This window comes from Streptomyces sp. NPDC002232 (genome assembly GCF_042890295.1).
In the GTDB taxonomy this organism is placed as follows: domain Bacteria; phylum Actinomycetota; class Actinomycetes; order Streptomycetales; family Streptomycetaceae; genus Streptomyces.
In genome coordinates this window covers 971,577-992,148 of the sequence record NZ_JBIARV010000001.1, presented here as the reverse complement: position 1 = coordinate 992,148, position 20,572 = coordinate 971,577, and the positions used below count along the sequence as shown (strand labels likewise).

The window sequence follows — 20,572 nt, the reverse complement described above, 5'->3', positions numbered from 1 at the left end:
CCATGGCATACGGTGTGAAGATCGCCAAGGGCGACGCTTACAAGCGTGCGGCCAAGGCTCGCCGCCACATCCGCATCCGCAAGAACGTGTCGGGTACGGCGGAGCGTCCGCGCCTCGTCGTGACGCGTTCGAACCGCGGCATCACCGCTCAGGTCATCGACGACCTCAAGGGTCACACCCTTGCGTCCGCGTCGAACCTGGACGCGTCGATCCGCGGTGGCGAGGGCGACAAGTCCGCGCAGGCCAAGCAGGTCGGTGCCCTGGTCGCTGAGCGCGCCAAGGCCGCCGGTGTCGAGGCCGTCGTGTTCGACCGTGGTGGCAACAGGTACGCCGGGCGCATTGCCGCTCTGGCTGACGCCGCCCGCGAAGCCGGGCTGAAGTTCTAAGCCCCGGTTCCGGGACTAACGGACGTAACAGAGAGAGGTAATCCAATGGCTGGACCCCAGCGCCGCGGAAGCGGTGCCGGTGGCGGCGAGCGGCGGGACCGGAAGGGCCGCGACGGTGGCGCTGCCGCCGAGAAGACCGCGTACGTTGAGCGCGTTGTCGCGATCAACCGCGTCGCCAAGGTTGTCAAGGGTGGTCGTCGCTTCAGCTTCACCGCGCTCGTCGTGGTGGGTGACGGTGACGGCACCGTAGGTGTCGGTTACGGCAAGGCCAAGGAAGTTCCCGCGGCCATCGCCAAGGGCGTCGAGGAAGCCAAGAAGAACTTCTTCAAGGTTCCCCGCATCCAGGGCACCATCCCTCACCCGATCCAGGGCGAGAAGGCCGCGGGCGTCGTCCTGCTCAAGCCGGCTTCCCCCGGTACCGGTGTCATCGCCGGTGGCCCGGTGCGCGCCGTGCTCGAGTGCGCCGGCGTTCACGACATCCTGTCGAAGTCGCTCGGCTCCGACAACGCGATCAACATCGTGCACGCGACCGTGGAGGCCCTGAAGGGCCTGCAGCGTCCCGAGGAGATCGCGGCTCGCCGTGGTCTGCCCCTCGAGGACGTCGCCCCCGCGGCTCTGCTCCGTGCACGTGCCGGGGCGGGTGCGTAATGGCTCGCCTCAAGGTCACGCAGACGAAGTCGTACATCGGCAGCAAGCAGAACCACCGCGACACCCTGCGTTCGCTCGGCCTCAAGAAGGTCAACGACGTGGTTGTCAAGGAGGACCGCCCCGAGTTCCGCGGCATGGTGCACACCGTCCGCCACCTCGTGACGGTCGAGGAGGTTGACTGACATGGCGGAGACCAACCCGCTGAAGGCCCACAACCTCCGTCCCGCCCCGGGCGCCAAGACCGCCAAGACCCGTGTGGGTCGTGGTGAGGCGTCGAAGGGTAAGACGGCCGGTCGTGGTACCAAGGGCACCAAGGCCCGTTACCAGGTTCCGCAGCGCTTCGAGGGTGGGCAGATGCCCCTCCACATGCGTCTGCCGAAGCTCAAGGGCTTCAAGAACCCGTTCCGCACCGAGTACCAGGTCGTGAACCTGGACAAGCTCACCGCGCTCTACCCGCAGGGTGGCGAGGTCACGGTGGCCGACCTGGTCGCCAAGGGTGCGGTTCGCAAGAACCAGCTCGTCAAGGTGCTCGGCACCGGCGAGATCACCGTGGCGCTGCAGGTGACGGTCGACGCCGTCTCCGGCTCCGCCAAGGAGAAGATCGCCGCCGCCGGCGGCACCGTCACCGAGCTCGTCTGAGACGACTCGATGGCTTGAACATCCGATCGGGGATGCCTCTCAAAAGGGGCATCCCCGATTGGTCGTTCCTAGGGGGGCATGCTCGCCGGTAAGGTGGCGTGCACTGTCTAGACTCCGTGCGGTATGCCCGCACGGGATTGATGACCGATTCCTATTCGTCGAACCTCAAGACCGTCACCCTTGACGCCTAGCGCGGGGGTCGCAGGAGGCACCGTGCTCACCGCGTTCGCCCGGGCGTTCAAGACGCCCGACCTGCGCAAGAAGCTGCTCTTCACGCTCGCCATCATCGTGCTGTACCGCCTCGGGGCCCACATCCCGGTCCCCGGCGTCAGCTATGAGGCCGTCCAGCAGTGTGTCAAGCAGGCCAGCGAGGGCAACAACAGCCTCTTCGGCCTGGTCAACATGTTCAGTGGCGGAGCGCTGCTGCAGATCACCATCTTCGCGCTCGGCATCATGCCGTACATCACGGCCAGCATCATCCTGCAACTGCTGACCGTCGTGATCCCGCGCCTCGAAGCCCTCAAGAAGGAGGGTCAGTCCGGCACTGCCAAGATCACGCAGTACACCCGGTACCTGACCGTGGCCCTCGCCATCCTCCAGGGCACCGGCCTCGTCGCCACCGCCAAGAGCGGCGCGCTCTTCAGCGGCTGCATCGTCGCCGACCAGGTCGTCCCGAACCAGTCGATCTTCACCATCGCCACCATGGTCCTCACCATGACCGCGGGCACCTGCATCGTCATGTGGCTCGGTGAGCTGATCACGGACCGCGGCATCGGCAACGGCATGTCGATCCTGATGTTCATCTCGATCGCGGCCGGCTTCCCGGGCGCCCTCTGGGCCATCAAGAAGAGCGGCAAGCTCGCCCAGGGCTGGATCGAGTTCGGCGTCGTCATCCTCATCGGCTTCGTGATGGTGGCCCTCGTGGTCTTCGTCGAGCAGGCCCAGCGACGCATCCCGGTCCAGTACGCGAAGCGCATGATCGGCCGGCGCTCCTACGGCGGTACGTCCACTTACATCCCGTTGAAGGTGAACCAGGCGGGTGTGATTCCCGTCATCTTCGCGTCGTCGCTGCTCTACATCCCGGCCTTGATCGCGCAGTTCTCGAACTCCACCGCAGGGTGGAAGACCTGGATCGAAGCCCACTTCGTCAAGGGTGACCACCCCTACTACATCGCCGCGTACTTCCTCCTGATCGTGTTCTTCGCCTTCTTCTACGTGGCGATCTCGTTCAACCCCGAGGAAGTCGCGGACAACATGAAGAAGTATGGTGGCTTCATCCCGGGTATCCGGGCTGGTCGACCTACTGCCGAGTATCTGAGCTACGTGCTCAACCGGATCACTTGGCCGGGCTCGCTGTACTTGGGTCTGATCGCTCTTGTGCCGACGATGGCGTTGGCAGGCTTCGGTGGCGCCAATGCCAACTTCCCCTTCGGCGGGACGAGCATCCTCATCATCGTGGGTGTGGGGCTGGAGACCGTGAAGCAGATCGAGAGCCAGCTCCAGCAGCGCAATTACGAAGGGTTCCTCCGCTGATGCGAATCGTCCTCGTCGGACCGCCCGGTGCGGGCAAGGGCACGCAGGCCGCGTACCTCGCCAAGAACCTGGGCATCCCGCACATCTCTACGGGCGACCTGTTCCGTGCCAACATCTCGCAGGGCACGCCGCTGGGTGTAGAGGCGCAGTCGTACATGAAGGCCGGCCAGCTCGTGCCGGACTCCGTGACGATCGGGATGGCCGAGGACCGCATGCACCAGGCGGACGCCGAGGGCGGCTTCCTGCTCGACGGGTTCCCCCGGAACGTGGCCCAGGCCGAGGCGCTGGACGCCTTCCTGAAGGCCGACGGCATCGAGCTGGACGCGGTCCTGGACCTCGAGGTCCCCGAGGACGAGGTCGTGAAGCGGATCGCGGGTCGCCGCATCTGCCGCAAGGACTCCGCGCACGTCTTCCACGTGACGTACAACGCTCCCGAGACCGAGGGCGTCTGCGACGTCTGCGGCGGCGAGCTGTACCAGCGCGACGACGACACGGAGGAGACCGTCCGCAAGCGTCTGTCGGTCTACCACACCGAGACCGAGCCGATCATCGACTACTACCGGGCGCAGAACCTGGTGGCGACGATCTCGGCGCTCGGCAAGGTGGACGAGGTCACCGCCAAGGCGATGGCCGCGCTCAAGAAGTAACCCCTGGTTCGTTCGATACGGCCGCGGTGCCCCTCGGGGGCGTCGCGGCCGTATCGTTGTTCTGTCCCCCGTACTCGATGGAAAGGCCGCGGCCACGATGGTGCAGATCAAGACCCCCGAGCAGATCGCGAAGATGCGCGAGGCGGGCCTGGTCGTCGCCGCCATCCACGCGGCGACGCGTGAGGCGGCCGTGCCGGGCGCCACGACGAAGGACCTGGACGAGGTCGCGCGCAAGGTCATCGCCGACCACGGGGCGAAGTCGAACTTCCTCGGGTACGGCGGCTTCCCCGCGACGATCTGCACCTCGGTGAACGAGGTCGTCGTCCACGGCATCCCCGACGACAAGACCGTCCTCAAGGACGGCGACATCATCTCCATCGACGCCGGCGCGATCGTGGACGGCTGGCACGGCGACGCGGCCTACACGGCCTTCGTGGGCACCGGGCACGCGCCCGAGCTCGTCGAGCTCTCCCGGGTGACCGAGGAGTCGATGTGGGCCGGCATCGCGGCCATGAAGCTCGGCAACCGGCTGGTGGACATCTCGAAGGCGATCGAGACGTACATCAAGCGGCAGCCGCGCCCGGCCGTCGGCGACCACAGCCTGGGCCGGTACGGGATCATCGAGGACTACGGCGGCCACGGCATCGGCACCGAGATGCACATGGACCCGCACCTGCTGAACTACGTCTCCCGCAAGCGCGGCAAGGGCCCCAAGCTGGTCCCCGGCCTCTGCCTGGCGATCGAGCCGATGGTCTCCCTGGGCACCCCGCAGACGGAGGTCCTGAAGGACGACTGGACGGTCATCACGACCGACGGCACCTGGTCCTCGCACTGGGAGCACTCCATCGCCCTGACCGAGGAGGGCCCCCTGGTGCTCACCGCGGTCGACGGCGGCAAGGCGAAGCTGGCGGAGCTGGGCGTCACGGCGGCCCCGGACCCGCTGGCCTAGGCGCGGGAGTCCCTGCGCCCGGCGGGGCGACCCGCCGGGCGGATGCCGATTCGGTGTTCGCGTAATGATCTTCTAGCGTGGGCAGACTTCCCGATTCGTCTTTTCCAGGGCCCTGACGTAGACTGATGCGTCGGCTCTCGTGTACCCGTGTGTCCGCACACGGCGCCGGAAGTCGATCAAGGTAGCCGATTCGAAAGGCGAAGCGTGGCCAAGAAGCAAGGTGCCATCGAAATCGAGGGCACCGTGATCGAGTCCCTCCCGAACGCCATGTTCAAGGTGGAGCTCCAGAACGGTCACAAGGTCCTCGCGCACATCTCCGGCAAGATGCGGATGCACTACATCCGAATCCTCCCGGACGACCGGGTCGTCGTGGAGCTCTCTCCGTACGACCTGACGCGTGGCCGGATCGTCTACCGGTACAAGTAGATCTTGCCCGCACCCCGCCTCCGCGCGCGGGTGGTGGCACTGACCCGGAGAACCTCACATCCCATGAAGGTCAAGCCGAGCGTCAAGAAGATCTGCGACAAGTGCAAGGTGATCCGCCGTCACGGCCGGGTCATGGTCATCTGCGACAACCTGCGCCACAAGCAGCGCCAGGGCTGACGCACGCCGACCGACCTGCATTTCGCAGTTCTTCGCGCGACGCATAGCAATTCGTACATACGCAGAGCCCGTCCGACCGTGTCCCACGGTTGACGGCACCTCCGGCGGGGGCCGGGGACCCGACCTGTACCTCATACGGCAGCCGGGAACGGTTCTGCAGCAGACCCCCGAGAACACAGGAGCCATTGAATGGCACGCGTTTCCGGTGTTGACATCCCGCGCGAAAAGCGTGTGGTGGTCGCACTCACCTACGTCTTCGGCATCGGGCGTACCCGGTCCGAGGAGATCCTCGCCTCGACCGGCGTGAACCCGTCCACCCGTGTCCGCGACCTTGCCGAGGAAGACCTCGTCAAGATCCGCGAGTACGTGGACGCCAACCTCCAGACCGAGGGTGACCTCCGCCGCGAGATCGCCGCCGACATCCGCCGCAAGGTCGAGATCGGCTGCTACCAGGGCCTGCGCCACCGTCGTGGCCTGCCCGTCCGCGGCCAGCGCACCAGCACGAACGCTCGTACCCGCAAGGGCCCGCGTCGCGCCATCGCCGGCAAGAAGAAGCCGGGCAAGAAGTAGTCCTCAGCGGACGCTTGACCAAGCGGTCTTCGCTGTAGGACCGACCACCTCCCGTAGGAGTTATAGATGCCCCCCAAGGGTCGTCAGGGCGCTGCCAAGAAGGTGCGCCGCAAGGAAAAGAAGAACGTCGCTCACGGCCACGCGCACATCAAGAGCACGTTCAACAACACGATCGTCTCGATCACGGACCCCGCGGGCAACGTGATCTCCTGGGCCTCCGCCGGCCACGTCGGCTTCAAGGGCTCGCGCAAGTCCACCCCGTTCGCCGCGCAGATGGCCGCCGAGTCGGCCGCTCGCCGCGCGCAGGAGCACGGCATGCGCAAGGTCGACGTCTTCGTCAAGGGTCCCGGCTCCGGCCGTGAGACCGCGATCCGCTCCCTCCAGGCCACGGGCCTCGAGGTCGGTTCGATCCAGGACGTCACCCCCACGCCGCACAACGGCTGCCGTCCCCCCAAGCGCCGCCGCGTCTGACGCACGGCCTGCTTGACCAGGGCTTTCGGGCGGTGCGCCCCCTTCCCGGGGCGTACCGCCCGTACCCTTGCAGTACGTAGTACCCCGAGGACGTCAAATGGTGGGCGTCCACGACTGAAGGACACACAGACATGCTTATCGCTCAGCGTCCGTCGCTGACCGAAGAGGTCGTCGACGAGTTCCGCTCCCGGTTCGTGATCGAGCCGCTGGAGCCGGGCTTCGGCTACACCCTCGGCAACTCCCTCCGCCGTACCCTCCTCTCCTCGATCCCGGGTGCCGCTGTCACCAGCATCCGCATCGACGGCGTCCTGCACGAGTTCACCACCGTGCCGGGTGTCAAGGAGGACGTCACCGACCTCATCCTCAACATCAAGCAGCTGGTCGTCTCCTCGGAGCACGACGAGCCGGTCGTGATGTACCTGCGCAAGCAGGGACCGGGTCTGGTCACCGCCGCCGACATCGCGCCCCCGGCCGGTGTCGAGGTGCACAACCCCGACCTCGTTCTCGCCACGCTCAACGGCAAGGGCAAGCTGGAGATGGAGCTGACCGTCGAGCGCGGTCGCGGCTACGTCTCCGCCGTCCAGAACAAGCAGGTCGGCCAGGAGATCGGCCGCATCCCGGTCGACTCCATCTACAGCCCCGTGCTGAAGGTCACCTACAAGGTCGAGGCGACCCGAGTCGAGCAGCGCACCGACTTCGACAAGCTCATCGTCGACGTCGAGACCAAGCAGGCCATGCGCCCGCGCGACGCCATGGCGTCCGCCGGCAAGACCCTGGTCGAGCTGTTCGGTCTGGCCCGCGAGCTCAACATCGACGCCGAGGGCATCGACATGGGCCCGTCCCCGACGGACGCCGCCCTGGCCGCCGACCTGGCGCTGCCGATCGAGGAGCTGGAGCTCACCGTTCGGTCGTACAACTGCCTCAAGCGCGAGGGCATCCACTCCGTGGGTGAGCTCGTCGCCCGCTCCGAGGCCGACCTGCTCGACATCCGCAACTTCGGTGCGAAGTCGATCGACGAGGTCAAGGCGAAGCTGGCCGGCATGGGCCTGGCCCTCAAGGACAGCCCGCCCGGATTCGACCCGACGGCCGCCGCCGACGCCTTCGGCGCCGACGACGACGCGGACGCGGGCTTCGTCGAGACCGAGCAGTACTGAGAACTCGGGCCTCAGGGTCCGTACCCGGCTGCGGGAACGCTGTGCTTGATCGCGCAGTTCCCCGCGCCCCCTCCGGGCGCCCCTGCGGGGCTGCCCGGATCTCCGACGGGTGACCGCCCGCTCGGACACTGACATCGGTACCTCATACGGCCGGTGCAGATCACAAGGAGAAACACCATGCCGCGTCCCGCGAAGGGTGCCCGCCTCGGCGGTTCCGCCGCGCACGAGAAGCTGCTCCTCGCCAACCTGGCGAAGTCGCTCTTCGAGCACGGCCGCATCACCACGACCGAGGCCAAGGCCCGTCGCCTGCGTCCGGTCGCCGAGCGCCTGATCACCAAGGCGAAGAAGGGCGACATCCACAACCGTCGCCTGGTGCTGCAGTCGATCACCGACAAGGGGATCGTCCACACCCTCTTCACCGAGATCGCCCCGCGTTACTCGGAGCGTCCGGGTGGCTACACCCGTATCACCAAGATCGGCAACCGTCGTGGCGACAACGCCCCGATGGCCGTGATCGAGCTGGTCGAGGGCGAGATCGCCAAGAAGGCGACCGTCGCCGAGGCCGAGGCCGCCACCGTGCGCGCCGTCAAGGAGGCCGACGCGGCCGCCGAGACCCCGGCCGAGGAGTCGAAGGACGCGTAAGCGTTCCTCCGTTTCTCGTGAGCGGGCCCGTACCCCCTGGGGTGCGGGCCCGTTCCCGTGGGTGAGTCGTGTCTTTGAGAGGATCTTCGCGTGAGCGATGACGTGCAGGACGGGTTCGTACGGGTACGCCTTGACCTTTCGTACGACGGCAAGGACTTCTCCGGCTGGGCCAAGCAGGCCCAGGGGCAGCGGACCGTGCAGGGCGAGATCGAGGACGCCCTGCGGACCGTGACCCGGTCCAGGGAGACGTACGAGCTGACCGTCGCCGGCCGGACCGACGCCGGTGTGCACGCGCGCGGCCAGGTCGCCCACGTCGACCTGCCCGTGGAGGTGTGGGCGGAGCACCGTGACAAGCTGCTGCGGCGGCTCGCGGGGCGGCTCTCCCACGACGTGCGGGTGTGGAGCGTGGCGGAGGCCCCCGCCGGCTTCAACGCGCGCTTCTCGGCCGTCTGGCGCCGCTACGCCTACCGCGTCACCGACAACCCCGGGGGTGTCGACCCGCTGCTCCGCGGACACGTGCTGTGGCACGACTGGGCCCTCGACCTGGACGCGATGAACGAGGCCGCCACCGCGCTCGTCGGCGAGCACGACTTCGCCGCGTACTGCAAGCGGCGTGAGGGCGCCACGACCATCCGCACGCTCCAGGTGCTGCGCTGGGAGCGGCGCGAGGACGGGATCCTGGAGGCGACCGTCAAGGCGGACGCCTTCTGCCACAACATGGTCCGCTCGCTCGTCGGCGCCCTGCTCTTCGTCGGCGACGGACACCGGCCGGTGGACTGGCCCGGCAAGGTGCTCGCCGCCGGCGTCCGCGACTCGGCCGTCCACGTCGTCCGGCCGCACGGCCTCACCCTCGAAGAGGTCGGCTACCCGGCGGACGAGCTGCTCGCCGCCCGCAGCCGGGAGGCCCGGAACAAGCGGTCACTCCCCGGGAGCGCCGGCTGCTGCTGAGGCCTGGGAGCGGCCCCGGGCGTAGATCTGGTTGAAGGCGAAGGTGCCGAGGTCGTCACTGGCCTGGAAGACGGGCTTGTCGGCCTTGGTGACCTTCTTGCCGTTGGTGAACCCGGCCTGGGTGAAGTACGCGTACCGGCCGATGGCGTTCGAGCGTCGCAGGCAGACCGTGGCATGGCAGAAGTCACCCACGCCGGCGCCGACCAGGGGCGCGATGCCGCCGGCGGCCTGGTCCTTCGCCTTCTGGGCCGCCGCCTCGGACGGGAAGACGGCGACGCCGACGGTGACCGCCACCCCGTCCTTCACATAGGTGGCGCGCAGCACCCGCAGGCAGCCGTTCCGTTGCAGGACGCCGCCGAGGCCGCCCTGCGTGACGGCCGCGCAGTTCGTCGTCGAGGAGGTCGCGCCCTTCTTGTACGGGCGGCCGCTCATCGTCAGCTTCTTGCCCGGGAAGAGGCCCTCCGCGCTCAGCGGGGCCTTGTCCTTCTTCGGGTCCGAGATGTAGTCCTTCGGGTTCGGCGGGGGCGGCGGGGCCACCGAGGAGAAGGTCGGCTCGGGGGTCGGGGTGCCGGTGGGGGAGACCGTGCCGGTGGGGAGCGGGCCGTTCTTGGCCTCGTCGTTCTTCTGGTTCGTGCTCACGACGGCGGTGGCGACGATCGCGCCCACGGCCACCGCGGCCACGACCCCGCCGCCGATCATCAGGAGGCGCTTGCGACGTCCGCGCGAGGCGGAGGCGTCGGCCATGGCGCCCCAGTCGGGGGTGTCACCGCCGCCCTGGGCGCCCGGGAAGGGGTCCGGCCGGTCCTGCTGCGGGGGCGGGTAGCCGTAGCCTCCGCCGCCGTTCTGCCCCTGGGGCGGGTAGCCGTATCCGCCGCCCTGCTGGGGGTTCTGCGGGTAGCCGTATCCCCCGCTCCCGCCCCCCTGCTGCTGGGGCGGGTAGCCGTATCCCCCGCCCTGCTGTGGGTCCTGTGGGTAGCCGTATCCGCCGCCCTGCTGCTGTCCCTGCCCCCGCTGTCCCTGCTCGGGCTGCTGTCCGTACCCCTGCTGCCCCTGCTGCTGCGGCTCCTGCGGCCACTGCGGTCCCCCAAAGCTCATGCCGCGCATCCTAAACCGGTTGGGCGAGGCCGACGCGGGCGGCGACAATGCATCCCATGGGACATGTCGAGGCCGCGCATCTGGAGTACTACCTTCCCGACGGGAGGGTCCTCCTCGGGGACGCCTCCTTCCGGGTCGGGGAGGGCGCCGTGGTCGCCCTCGTCGGGGCCAACGGCGCCGGGAAGACCACCCTGCTCCGGATGATCGCCGGGGAGCTCCAGCCGCACGGCGGCACCGTCACGGTCAGCGGCGGCCTCGGCGTGATGCCGCAGTTCGTCGGCTCCGTACGGGACGAGTCCACCGTCCGTGACCTGCTGGTCTCCGTCGCGCAGCCGAGGATCCGGGAGGCCGCGAAGGCGGTCGACGAGGCCGAGCACCTGATCATGACGGTCGACGACGAGGCCGCGCAGATGAAGTACGCCCAGGCGCTCAGCGACTGGGCCGAGGTGCAGGGGTACGAGGCGGAGACCCTCTGGGACATCTGCACCATGGCCGCGCTGGGCGTCCCGTACGAGAAGGCGCAGTTCCGTGAGGTGCGCACGCTCTCCGGCGGTGAGCAGAAGCGGCTGGTCCTGGAGTCGCTGCTGCGCGGCCCGGACGAGGTGCTGCTCCTGGACGAGCCGGACAACTACCTCGACGTGCCCGGCAAGCGGTGGCTGGAGGAGCGGCTGCGGGAGACCCGCAAGACCGTGCTCTTCATCTCCCACGACCGGGAGCTGCTCTCCCGGGGCGCGCAGAAGATCATCGCGGTCGAGCCCGGCCCGGCCGGGTCGGACGTCTGGGTGCACGGCGGCGGCTTCGACACCTTCCACGAGGCCCGGCGGGAGCGGTTCGCCCGCTTCGAGGAGCTGAAGCGGCGCTGGGACGAGAAGCACGCGCAGCTGAAGAAGCTGGTGATCAACCTGCGGCAGGCGGCCGCGGTCAGCCACGAGATGGCCTCCCGGTACGCCGCCGCGCAGACCCGGCTGAGGAAGTTCGAGGAGGCGGGCCCGCCGCCGGAGCCGCCGCGCGAGCAGGACATCCGGATGCGGCTGCGCGGCGGGCGGACCGGGGTGCGGGCCGTGACCTGCGAGAACCTTGAGCTGACCGGTCTGATGAAGCCGTTCTCGCTGGAGATCTACTACGGCGAGCGGGTGGCCGTCCTCGGGTCGAACGGCTCCGGCAAGTCGCACTTCCTGCGGCTGCTCGCGGGGGACGGGTCCGTCGCGCACACGGGGTCCTGGAAGCTCGGGGCCCGCGTCGTGCCGGGGCACTTCGCCCAGACCCACGCGCACCCGGAGCTGGCCGGGCGGCCGCTCGTCGACATCCTGTGGACGGAGCACGCCAAGGACCGGGGCGGCGCGATGTCGGTGCTGCGGCGGTACGAGCTGGAGCGGCAGGGCGACCAGCCCTTCGACAAGCTGTCCGGCGGGCAGCAGGCGCGGTTCCAGATCCTGCTCCTGGAGCTGGCGGGGACGACGGCGCTGCTGCTCGACGAGCCGACGGACAACCTGGACCTGGAGTCGGCGGAGGCCCTCCAGGAGGGTCTGGAGTCGTACGACGGGACGGTGATGGCCGTCACCCACGACCGCTGGTTCGCGAAGTCCTTCGACCGCTTCCTGGTCTTCGGCTCGGACGGCGTCGTACGGGAGACCACCGAGCCCGTGTGGGACGAGCGACGGGTCGAGCGGGCGCGCTGACCCCCGGGGGCACGGGGGCCGGTGCGGCGGGGGCCCGCGCGTTTTGACCCGTCCGGGGTGGCGCGGGTACTGTTGCGGTTTGTTATGCGTAGTGGCTTCGTCGTTCTCACGCGAAGAGCCGCCGCGCAGGTTCCCTGGAGCAGTTACCAGTGGCTCGCATACGGGCATCGATCCCGGCAGTGCAGGCCCCAGCTGCATGATCGCTTCAGGTGTGTCTGGACTCCATCCACTGAAGAAGCGAAGGCTACGAAGTGCGTACGTACAGCCCCAAGCCCGGCGATGTCACTCGCCAGTGGCACATCATCGACGCGCAGGACATCGTCCTGGGCCGTCTGGCGACCACGGCTGCGAACCTCCTCCGAGGCAAGCACAAGCCGGTCTACGCCCCCCACATGGACATGGGCGACTTCGTCATCATCATCAACGCCGACAAGGTCCACCTGTCCGGCAACAAGAAGACCCAGAAGCTGGCCTACCGCCACTCCGGCTTCCCGGGTGGTCTGCGCTCCGTCCGTTACGACGAGCTGCTCGCCAAGAACCCCGAGAAGGCCGTCGAGAAGGCCATCAAGGGCATGATCCCCAAGAACTCCCTGGGCCGTCAGATGATCTCGAAGCTGAAGGTCTACGCGGGCGAGAACCACCCGCACGCTGCGCAGCAGCCGGTTCCGTTCGAGATCACCCAGGTCGCGCAGTAGTTCCGGCCACACCCCCTAAGAACGAAAGAAATCTGAGGAGCATCGTGGCCGAGACCACCCCCGAGACCCCCGTCGACGAGTTCGAGGGCGTCGAGGAGTACACCACCGAGACCGAGCTCGTCGAGGGTGAGTACACCTCCGAGTCGCTCGCGTCCCGCTTCGGCGACCCGCAGCCGGCCGCCGGCCTGGGCCGTCGCAAGAACGCCATCGCCCGCGTCCGGATCGTTCCGGGCACCGGCAAGTGGAAGATCAACGGTCGCACCCTTGAGGACTACTTCCCCAACAAGGTGCACCAGCAGGAAGTCAACGAGCCCTTCAAGGTGCTCGAGCTCGACAACCGCTACGACGTCATCGCCCGCATCGCGGGTGGCGGTGTCTCCGGCCAGGCCGGCGCCCTGCGCCTCGGCGTGGCCCGTGCGCTGAACGAGGCGGACGTCGAGAACAACCGCCCGGCGCTGAAGAAGGCCGGCTTCCTCTCCCGTGACGACCGCGCGGTCGAGCGGAAGAAGGCCGGTCTCAAGAAGGCCCGCAAGGCTCCGCAGTACAGCAAGCGTTAATCGCCTGCTCGGTCTGCTTTCGTACGCCCCGGCGGCACTGCCCGTGCCGTCGGGGCGTACGTTTTTTCATAACCTCTTGCGTCACCTCTTTCATCTTTCATCAGCTTGGGCACGTATTTTCGGAGGACAGCTGTGGGACGACTCTTCGGCACGGACGGCGTACGCGGCGTCGCCAACGCGGACCTGACGGCGGAGCTCGCGCTCGGCCTGTCGGTCGCGGCCGCGCACGTGCTCGCCGAGGCGGGCACCTTCGAGGGCCATCGGCCGACCGCCGTGGTCGGGCGTGACCCGCGCGCCTCCGGAGAGTTCCTGGAGGCGGCCGTCGTCGCCGGCCTCGCCAGCGCCGGTGTCGACGTCCTGCGCGTCGGCGTCCTGCCCACGCCGGCCGTGGCCCACCTCACCGGCGTCCTCGGCGCCGACCTCGGCGTGATGCTCTCCGCCAGCCACAACGCCATGCCCGACAACGGCATCAAGTTCTTCGCGCGCGGTGGCCACAAGCTCGCCGACGACCTCGAGGACAAGATCGAGGCCGTCTACGAGGAGCACCGCACCGGCGCCCCCTGGGAGCGCCCCACCGGTGCCGGCGTCGGCCGCGTCCGTGACTACGACGAGGGCTTCGAGACGTACGTCTCCCACCTCCTCGCCGTCCTCCCCAACCGCCTCGACGGCCTCACGATCGTCCTCGACGAGGCCCACGGCGCCGCCGCCCGCGTCTCGCCCGAGGCCTTCACCCGGGCCGGTGCTCGGGTCGTCACCATCGGCGCCGAGCCGGACGGCCTCAACATCAACGACGGCTGCGGCTCCACCCACCTGGGCCTGCTCCGGGCCGCCGTCGTCGAGCACGGCGCCGACCTCGGCATCGCCCACGACGGCGACGCCGACCGCTGCCTCGCCGTGGACGCCGCGGGCGACGAGGTCGACGGCGACCAGATCCTCGCCGTGCTCTCCCTCGCCATGCGCGAGGCCGGCACCCTGCGCGGGGACACCGTCGTCGCGACCGTCATGTCCAACCTGGGCTTCAAGCTCGCCATGGAGCGCGAGGGCCTCAACCTCGTCCAGACCGCGGTCGGCGACCGCTACGTCCTGGAGTCCATGAAGGAGAACGGCTACGCGCTCGGCGGCGAGCAGTCCGGGCACGTCATCGTGCTCGACCACGCCACCACCGGCGACGGCACCCTCACCGGCCTCATGCTGGCCGCCCGCGTGGCCGCCACCGGCAAGTCGCTCGCGGACCTCGCCGGGGTCATGGAGCGGCTCCCGCAGATCCTCATCAACGTCAAGGACGTCGACAAGTCCCGGGTCACCACCTCCGGCGAGCTCGCCGCCGCCGTCACCGAAGCCGAGCGCGAGCTCGGCTCCACCGGCCGCGTCCTGCTGCGCTCCTCCGGCACCGAGCCGCTGGTCCGCGTCATGGTCGAGGCCGCCGACATCGAGCAGGCCCGCGCGGTCGCGCAGCGCCTCGCGGATGTCGTGAAGTCCGCTCTGGGCTAGCCTTTCTGAGGCACCGTCATGCAAGAGCGAGGGCCCCCGCCGGAATTCGGCGGGGGCCCTCCTCCGTGCGTCACGCCTTCGGTTCCCGGCGCCATCGGCCGCGCTGCGTGTTCCACAGCAGCTTCTGCCCGTACAGGGTGAGCGTCCCGGCCAGCATGATCCCGAAGAGGTTCAGGCCCAGCTGCTCGACCGAGCCCCACATCTGGCCCAGGTCCCCGTAGCTGAGCGCCACCGCCGCGTTCGCGCCCGCCGGGACCGTCGTCACGGAGATGGCCACGCCCACCAGGGCCCCCGACTTCGCCGAGGTCAGCGAGAGGGTCCCGGCCGCGCCCGCCAGCAGCGCCACGACGAACGAGAACGGGTCCGGCTGCCAGATGAACTTGGTGTTGGGCCGGTCCGCGTCCAGCTGCGCCTGGCTGAACAGGTCGAGCGCGTCCATCCCCAGGCTGAACACCGTCGTCGCCGCGATCGCCGCGGCGAACCCCACGACCAGCGCGAAGAGCGAGCGGGCCGCCAGCTTCGGCGCGCGCTGCACGATCGCGGTACAGACCCCGGCCAGCGGCCCGAACTCCGGCCCGACCGCCATCGCGCCCACGATCAGGATCGCGTTGTCCAGGACGACACCGCAGGCCGCGATCATCGTCGCCAGGATCATGAACGCGCTGTACGTGATGGAGAGCGTCGACTCCTCGTGCGTCGCGTCCGCCAGCTGCTCCCAGATCACCGCGTCCGCGGGCTCGCCCGGGGCCTCCGCCTCGGCCTCCTCCGCGCGGGTGGAGAGGGAGAAGTCGATGTTGTCGACGGCGATGGACCCGTCCTGATCGATCCTCAGCGCGCGCAGCCCGCCCAGCAGTTGGTGACCCGCCTCGCGGGCGACGTCGCACATCACGACGTCGCCCGTGGGGTCCCGGGCGGCGCCGGGCAGCACCACCAGATGGGCGGTGCCCACCGTCGACTCGATCAGCCGGACCGCCTCGGAGGTGCGGTCCGGCGGGACGATCATCCGCAGATGCAGCATGGGGAGAGCGTACGGAGGTCAGAGCTTCCGCAGGCTCAGGCGCTGCACCTTGTGGTCGGGGCCCTTGCGGACGACGAGGGTCGCCCGGCCGCGCGTCGGGGCCACGTTCTCCAGGAGGTTCACCTTGTTGATGGTCCGCCACATCGTGCGCGCGTAGTCGAAGGCCTCGTCCTCGGAGACCTGCGTCCAGCGCCGGAAGTACGAGGACGGGTCCTGGAACGCGGTGTCGCGCAGCTTCCGGAACCGGTTCAGGTACCAGCGCTCGATGTCCTCCGGCCGCGCGTCCACGTACACCGAGAAGTCGAAGTAGTCGGCGAGCCCCACCCTGGTCCGGCCGTCCTTGCCGGGCAGGGCCGGCTGGAGGACGTTCAGGCCCTCCACGATGAGGATGTCCGGGCGGCGCACGACGAGCCGCTCGCCGGGCACCCGGTCGTAGATCAGGTGCGAGTAGACCGGGGCCGTCACCTCGTCCTTGCCCGCCTTGACGTCCGCGACGAAGCGGGTCAGCGCCCGGCGGTCGTACGACTCCGGGAAGCCCTTCCTGGACATCAGACCGCGCGACTTCAGCTCCTCCATCGGATAGAGGAAGGCGTCCGTGGTCACCAGCTCCACGCGCGGGTGCTCCGGCCAGCGGGCGAGCAGCGCCTGGAGGAGCCGGGAGACCGTCGACTTGCCGACGGCCACCGAGCCGGCGACCCCTATGACGAAGGGCGTGCCGCGCTGCTCCGCGCTCTCGCCGAGGAACGTGTTCAGCGCGCCGCGCAGGCCGCTGGTGGCCTGCACGTACAGGTTGAGCAGCCGGGAGAGCGGGAGGTAGATGTCCCGCACCTCGTCCAGGTCGATGACGTCCCCGAAGCCGCGGAGCCGCTCGACCTCGTCGGCGGTCAGCGGGAGCGGCGTCTTGTCGCGCAGCGCGCTCCACTCGGCCCGGGTGAGATCGACGTAGGGCGTCGCCTCGGAGGGCTTGCGGTGGCCGGAGTTGTTGCGGGGGGTGGCGGGGGCAGGGGTGCCGGGTGCGGCAGGGGTGCCGGGCGGCGGGGTCCCGGTGGTGCCTGTGGGCCGGGGTGCGGGGGGCCCGGCCGTGGCGGTCGTGCCCGGCGGCTCGGGTGCGGGGGTGCCGCCGCTCCCGGGCTGGGGGCTTCCGGGTCCGGCGGGCCCTCCGGGGCCGGCGCCGTTGCCGGGTTCTCCGTCGGGGCTTCGTGGCGGCGAAGTGATCACCCCGCCATTGTCGGGGGTCGGCGGGGGACGTGGGGGGTGGGGTGGGTCACGCGACAAAAGGCGTTGCCCCGTCCCGCCGTGGCGGCGATCATGCTGTGATGCCGCGTGGGCTCCTGTTCTTCACGCGGGGGGAGCCGCCACCGGGCGGCGCGACGTCACCACGACACGACGACACCACGGCGCATGCCCACGGCGTACGCCGCCACGGCGCATGCCGCCGGGCCGTCCCGTCGTCACGAAGAGAAACAGAGAGCAGCACCCGATGCGCACGTTCACCCGCAGTACCGCCGCCGTCGTCACCGCCGCCTCCCTCGCGCTGCTCGTCAGCGCCTGCGGCAGCGGCGACGGGGACTCCGGCAAGGGCGCCGGCAAGGGATCCGCGGCGCCGAGCGCCTCCGCCACGAGCAGCGCGCCCGACACGAAGGCGCTGTCCTCCGCCGAGCTGGAGAAGCTCATCGTCGAGCAGGCCGACCTGCCGGGCCACCAGGTCCAGAAGGCCAAGCCCGCGGACCTCGTGAAGTCCGACGCCGTCGCCACCGACAAGCCGTCCTGCAAGCCGCTCGCCGACGCGATGTCCTTCCTCGCCACCGGGAACCCGGCCGCCACCGCGCACCGCAAGGCCATCGAGGTGCCGAAGTCCGAGGGCGCCACGGCCTCGCCGAAGGACGCCCTCGGTGCGCTCAGCGCGCCCGTGACCAGCGTGGCCCTCGGCTCGTACGACGGGCAGGGCGCGCAGGAGGCCTTCGCCTCGCTGAAGACGGCCGGCACGGACTGCGCGGGCGGCTTCACCGTCATCGGCGGCGGCGAGAAGACGAAGGTCACCAAGGTCGCGCCGGAGAGCGTGTCCGCCGGTGAGGAGTCCCTCGCGTGGACCGTGACCGTCGACATGGACGGCGAGCCCTTCGTCACCAAGGTGGCCGTCTTCCGCAAGGGCGGCACGCTGGCCTCCTTCTCCACCCTCAGCCTCGGCGGCACGGTCAAGGACCTGCCGAAGGCCGTGATCGACGCCCAGGCCGCCAAGCTGGGCTGACCCGGGCGGCACGGGGCGCGGCGCCGGGGGCGACACGGGCGGGGGTTCGTGACGCGTCGACTCCGGCCGGTGGGGCGGATTCCGCCGTAGTCTGCCGTCATGTGCGGAATCGTGGGATACGTCGGCGGGCAGTCGGCGCTTGATGTGGTGGTCGCGGGCCTCAAGCGGCTCGAATACCGGGGCTACGACTCGGCCGGTGTCGCCGTCCTCGCCGACGGCGGGCTCGCCGCGGCCAAGAAGGCCGGCAAGCTCGTCAACCTGGAGAAGGAGCTCGTCGAACGGCCGCTGCCCGGCGGCTCCGTGGGCGTCGGACACACCCGGTGGGCCACCCACGGCGGCCCCACCGACGCCAACGCCCACCCCCACCTCGACAACGCGGGGCGGGTCGCCGTCGTCCACAACGGCATCATCGAGAACTTCGCCGCCCTGCGCGAGGAGCTCGGCGACCGCGGCCACGCCCTGCTCTCCGAGACCGACACCGAAGTCGTCGCCCACCTCCTCGCCGAGGAGTTCTCCTCCGCCGGGGACCTCGCCGAGGCCATGCGGCTCGTCTGCCGCCGGCTCGACGGGGCCTTCACCCTGGTCGCCGTGCACGCCGACCAGCCGGACGTCGTCGTCGGCGCCCGCCGCAACTCCCCGCTCGTCGTCGGCGTCGGCGAGGGCGAGAACTTCCTCGCCTCCGACGTGTCCGCCTTCATCGCGCACACCCGCTCCGCGATCGAACTCGGCCAGGACCAGGTCGTCGAGCTGACCCGGGAGGGCGTCACCGTCACCGACTTCGACGGGGTGCCCGCCGACGTCCGGGCCTACCACGTCGACTGGGACGCCTCCGCCGCCGAGAAGGGCGGCTACGCCTCCTTCATGCTCAAGGAGATCGCCGAGCAGCCCAAGGCCGTCGCCGACACCCTCCTCGGGCGGATCGACGGGTCCGGCCGGCTCACCCTCGACGAGGTGCGCATCCCCGGCGCGGTGCTCCGCGAGGCCGACAAGGTCGTCGTCATCGCCTGCGGCACCGCCTTCCACGCCGGGCTCATCGCCAAGTACGCCATCGAGCACTGGACCAGGATCCCCTGCGAGGTCGAACTCGCCAGCGAGTTCCGCTACCGGGACCCGATCCTGAACCAGCGCACCCTGGTCGTCGCGATCTCCCAGTCCGGCGAGACCATGGACACCCTCATGGCGCTCCGGCACGCCCGCGAGCAGGGCGCGAAGGTGCTCGCCGTGTGCAACACCAACGGCTCGACCATCCCGCGCGAATCCGACGCCGTGCTCTACACGCACGCCGGGCCCGAGGTCGCCGTCGCCTCCACCAAGGCCTTCCTCACCCAGCTCGTCGCCTGCTACCTCCTCGCCCTCTACCTCGGCCAGGTGCGCGGCACCAAGTGGGGCGACGAGATCCACGCCGTCGTACGCGAACTCGCCCGGATCGGCGACGAGGTCGAGCGGGTGCTGGAGACCATGGAGCCGGTACGGGCCCTCGCCCGGACGCTCGCCGACCAGGACACCGTGCTGTTCCTCGGGCGCCACGTCGGCCACCCGGTGGCCCTGGAGGGCGCGCTCAAGCTCAAGGAGCTCGCCTACATGCACGCGGAGGGCTTCGCCGCCGGAGAGCTCAAGCACGGGCCCATCGCGCTGATCGAGGAGGGCGTGCCCGTCGTCGTGGTCGTCCCCTCGCCGCGCGGCCGCTCCGTCCTCCACGACAAGATCGTCTCCAACATCCAGGAGATCCGGGCCCGCGGAGCCCGGACGATCGTCATCGCCGAGGAGGGCGACGAGGCCGTCGTCCCGTACGCCGACCATCTCGTCCGCATCCCCGCCACGCCTACGCTGCTCCAGCCGCTGGTCGCCACGGTGCCGCTCCAGGTCTTCGCCTGCGAGCTCGCCACCGCGCGGGGCAACGAGGTCGACCAGCCGCGCAACCTGGCCAAATCCGTGACCGTGGAGTGAGTGGGAAATGATCATTGGGGTGGGGATCGACGTGGCGGAGATCGACCGCTTCGCCGCGTCGATCGAACGCACACCGGGGCTGCTCCAGCGCCTCTTCGTCGAGCGGGAGCTGCTGCTCCCCAGCGGCGATCGGCGCGGCCCGGCCTCGCTGGCGGTCCGGTTCGCCGCGAAGGAGGCCCTCGCGAAGGCGCTCGGCGCGCCGGGCGGGCTGCACTGGACCGACGCCGAGGTGTACGTGGAGGGCACGGGGCAGCCCCGGCTGCGGGTCCGGGGGACGGTGGCGGCACGGGCGGCGGAACTGGGCGTGAGGCACTGGCACGTCTCGCTGAGCCATGACGCGGGGGTGGCGTCGGCGGTGGTCATCGCGGAGGGCTGACACGCGCCGCCCACCGCCGGCGCGGGCCCGCCCGTGGTGGGCGCCGCGCCCGCCCGTGGTGGGCGCCGCGCCCGCCCGTTGCGCGCCCGCGCGCGCGTTGTGGGCAGGCGTTCCGCTGTTGTGGGCCGCGCCCCGCCCGTTGTGGGCAGGCGTTCCGCAAGGGGCGGAACGGGTGGGCACAACGGACCAGCGCCCTGCCGGCGCGGGAGGCCCTTGTGCCCTGACCCGCACCCCCGTGCACGGTCTCTGGGCGGTGCGGGCCCAGGCACAGGACGC

At 69.9% G+C, this 20,572-nt stretch carries 24 protein-coding genes; 21 read left to right on the top strand and 3 right to left on the bottom strand.

Annotated features, from left to right (window positions below; genetic code table 11):
- Positions 1-2: 2 nt before the first annotated feature.
- The 14 genes from rplR to truA all read left to right on the top strand — a co-directional run bounded on the left by rplR (position 3) and on the right by truA (position 9,190).
- Entirely contained in the window at positions 3-386 is a 384-nt protein-coding gene (gene rplR / locus ACFYXU_RS04490; RefSeq protein WP_015035587.1) for a 50S ribosomal protein L18, read from the top strand.
- A 45-nt stretch (positions 387-431) separates the two neighbouring features.
- Positions 432-1,034 carry a 30S ribosomal protein S5 gene (gene rpsE / locus ACFYXU_RS04485; protein ID WP_015035588.1) on the top strand — a complete coding sequence of 201 codons (603 nt, stop codon included), beginning with the start codon at positions 432-434 and terminating at the stop codon, positions 1,032-1,034.
- Positions 1,034-1,216 carry a 50S ribosomal protein L30 gene (gene rpmD, locus ACFYXU_RS04480; protein ID WP_015035589.1) on the top strand — a complete coding sequence of 61 codons (183 nt, stop codon included), beginning with the start codon at positions 1,034-1,036 and terminating at the stop codon, positions 1,214-1,216. Before rpsE ends, rpmD begins: the two co-directional genes overlap by 1 nt.
- Before the next feature lies 1 nt (position 1,217).
- Complete coding sequence (gene rplO, locus ACFYXU_RS04475; protein ID WP_030318646.1) at positions 1,218-1,673, top strand: 50S ribosomal protein L15; 456 nt, start codon at positions 1,218-1,220, stop codon at positions 1,671-1,673.
- A gap of 213 nt (positions 1,674-1,886) precedes the next feature.
- Entirely contained in the window at positions 1,887-3,206 is a 1,320-nt protein-coding gene (gene secY / locus ACFYXU_RS04470) for a preprotein translocase subunit SecY (RefSeq protein ID WP_329854403.1), read from the top strand.
- Positions 3,206-3,853, top strand: a complete 648-nt coding sequence (locus ACFYXU_RS04465) for an adenylate kinase (protein WP_329854402.1) — start codon at positions 3,206-3,208, stop codon at positions 3,851-3,853. Before secY ends, ACFYXU_RS04465 begins: the two co-directional genes overlap by 1 nt.
- A 97-nt stretch (positions 3,854-3,950) precedes the next feature.
- Positions 3,951-4,802 carry a type I methionyl aminopeptidase gene (gene map, locus ACFYXU_RS04460; RefSeq protein WP_190101706.1) on the top strand — a complete coding sequence of 284 codons (852 nt, stop codon included), beginning with the start codon at positions 3,951-3,953 and terminating at the stop codon, positions 4,800-4,802.
- 204 nt (positions 4,803-5,006) lie between these two features.
- Positions 5,007-5,228: a translation initiation factor IF-1 gene (gene infA, locus ACFYXU_RS04455; protein WP_003956442.1), complete on the top strand. Its 222-nt coding sequence runs from the start codon at positions 5,007-5,009 to the stop codon at positions 5,226-5,228.
- Between the two features lie 63 nt (positions 5,229-5,291).
- Positions 5,292-5,405 carry a 50S ribosomal protein L36 gene (gene rpmJ / locus ACFYXU_RS04450; RefSeq protein WP_003956441.1) on the top strand — a complete coding sequence of 38 codons (114 nt, stop codon included), beginning with the start codon at positions 5,292-5,294 and terminating at the stop codon, positions 5,403-5,405.
- 189 nt (positions 5,406-5,594) lie between these two features.
- On the top strand, positions 5,595-5,975 hold the full coding sequence (gene rpsM / locus ACFYXU_RS04445) for a 30S ribosomal protein S13 (RefSeq protein WP_017239590.1): 381 nt from the start codon (positions 5,595-5,597) through the stop codon (positions 5,973-5,975).
- A 66-nt stretch (positions 5,976-6,041) separates the two neighbouring features.
- A complete protein-coding gene (gene rpsK / locus ACFYXU_RS04440; protein ID WP_006376016.1) occupies positions 6,042-6,446 on the top strand; it encodes a 30S ribosomal protein S11 in 405 nt (134 codons plus the stop codon).
- A 131-nt stretch (positions 6,447-6,577) separates the two neighbouring features.
- Complete coding sequence (locus ACFYXU_RS04435; RefSeq protein ID WP_003966937.1) at positions 6,578-7,600, top strand: DNA-directed RNA polymerase subunit alpha; 1,023 nt, start codon at positions 6,578-6,580, stop codon at positions 7,598-7,600.
- 177 nt (positions 7,601-7,777) lie between these two features.
- Positions 7,778-8,242 (top strand): 50S ribosomal protein L17, encoded by a 465-nt coding sequence (gene rplQ, locus ACFYXU_RS04430; RefSeq protein ID WP_329854398.1) that lies wholly within the window; start codon positions 7,778-7,780, stop codon positions 8,240-8,242.
- Positions 8,243-8,332: 90 nt separating this feature from the next.
- On the top strand, positions 8,333-9,190 hold the full coding sequence (truA, locus tag ACFYXU_RS04425; RefSeq protein WP_389407468.1) for a tRNA pseudouridine(38-40) synthase TruA: 858 nt from the start codon (positions 8,333-8,335) through the stop codon (positions 9,188-9,190).
- Here truA and ACFYXU_RS04420 read toward each other — a convergent pair.
- The gene (locus ACFYXU_RS04420; protein WP_376507656.1) at positions 9,161-10,285 is read right to left on the bottom strand and encodes a hypothetical protein; all 1,125 of its coding nucleotides are present in this window, start codon (positions 10,283-10,285) and stop codon (positions 9,161-9,163) included. The two genes, truA and ACFYXU_RS04420, sit on opposite strands and share 30 nt — an antisense overlap.
- A gap of 56 nt (positions 10,286-10,341) precedes the next feature.
- Here ACFYXU_RS04420 and ACFYXU_RS04415 point away from each other — a divergent pair, with 56 nt between their 5' ends.
- From ACFYXU_RS04415 to glmM, 4 genes are all read left to right on the top strand, one after another.
- The gene (locus tag ACFYXU_RS04415) at positions 10,342-11,964 is read left to right on the top strand and encodes an ABC-F family ATP-binding cassette domain-containing protein (protein WP_376507657.1); all 1,623 of its coding nucleotides are present in this window, start codon (positions 10,342-10,344) and stop codon (positions 11,962-11,964) included.
- A gap of 251 nt (positions 11,965-12,215) precedes the next feature.
- Entirely contained in the window at positions 12,216-12,659 is a 444-nt protein-coding gene (gene rplM, locus ACFYXU_RS04410) for a 50S ribosomal protein L13 (RefSeq protein WP_190101702.1), read from the top strand.
- A gap of 44 nt (positions 12,660-12,703) precedes the next feature.
- Entirely contained in the window at positions 12,704-13,216 is a 513-nt protein-coding gene (rpsI, locus tag ACFYXU_RS04405; RefSeq protein ID WP_015035601.1) for a 30S ribosomal protein S9, read from the top strand.
- A 132-nt stretch (positions 13,217-13,348) separates the two neighbouring features.
- Complete coding sequence (gene glmM / locus ACFYXU_RS04400; protein ID WP_361393276.1) at positions 13,349-14,707, top strand: phosphoglucosamine mutase; 1,359 nt, start codon at positions 13,349-13,351, stop codon at positions 14,705-14,707.
- A 70-nt stretch (positions 14,708-14,777) separates the two neighbouring features.
- Here the strand turns inward: glmM and ACFYXU_RS04395 are convergent, their stop codons facing one another.
- Together ACFYXU_RS04395 and coaA are read right to left on the bottom strand one after the other, a co-directional pair.
- The gene (locus tag ACFYXU_RS04395; protein WP_389407467.1) at positions 14,778-15,725 is read right to left on the bottom strand and encodes a DUF389 domain-containing protein; all 948 of its coding nucleotides are present in this window, start codon (positions 15,723-15,725) and stop codon (positions 14,778-14,780) included.
- Positions 15,726-15,743: 18 nt separating this feature from the next.
- Positions 15,744-16,943, bottom strand: coding sequence for a type I pantothenate kinase (gene coaA, locus ACFYXU_RS04390; RefSeq protein ID WP_389407466.1), 1,200 nt, complete (start codon positions 16,941-16,943; stop codon positions 15,744-15,746).
- 262 nt (positions 16,944-17,205) lie between these two features.
- Here coaA and ACFYXU_RS04385 point away from each other — a divergent pair, with 262 nt between their 5' ends.
- The 3 genes from ACFYXU_RS04385 (at position 17,206) to ACFYXU_RS04375 (ending at position 20,296) form a co-directional block, all read left to right on the top strand.
- Complete coding sequence (locus ACFYXU_RS04385; protein WP_389407465.1) at positions 17,206-17,973, top strand: hypothetical protein; 768 nt, start codon at positions 17,206-17,208, stop codon at positions 17,971-17,973.
- A 99-nt stretch (positions 17,974-18,072) separates the two neighbouring features.
- The gene (gene glmS, locus ACFYXU_RS04380) at positions 18,073-19,920 is read left to right on the top strand and encodes a glutamine--fructose-6-phosphate transaminase (isomerizing) (RefSeq protein ID WP_376507661.1); all 1,848 of its coding nucleotides are present in this window, start codon (positions 18,073-18,075) and stop codon (positions 19,918-19,920) included.
- Positions 19,921-19,927: 7 nt separating this feature from the next.
- On the top strand, positions 19,928-20,296 hold the full coding sequence (locus ACFYXU_RS04375) for a holo-ACP synthase (RefSeq protein WP_329854382.1): 369 nt from the start codon (positions 19,928-19,930) through the stop codon (positions 20,294-20,296).
- Positions 20,297-20,572: the final 276 nt, after the last annotated feature.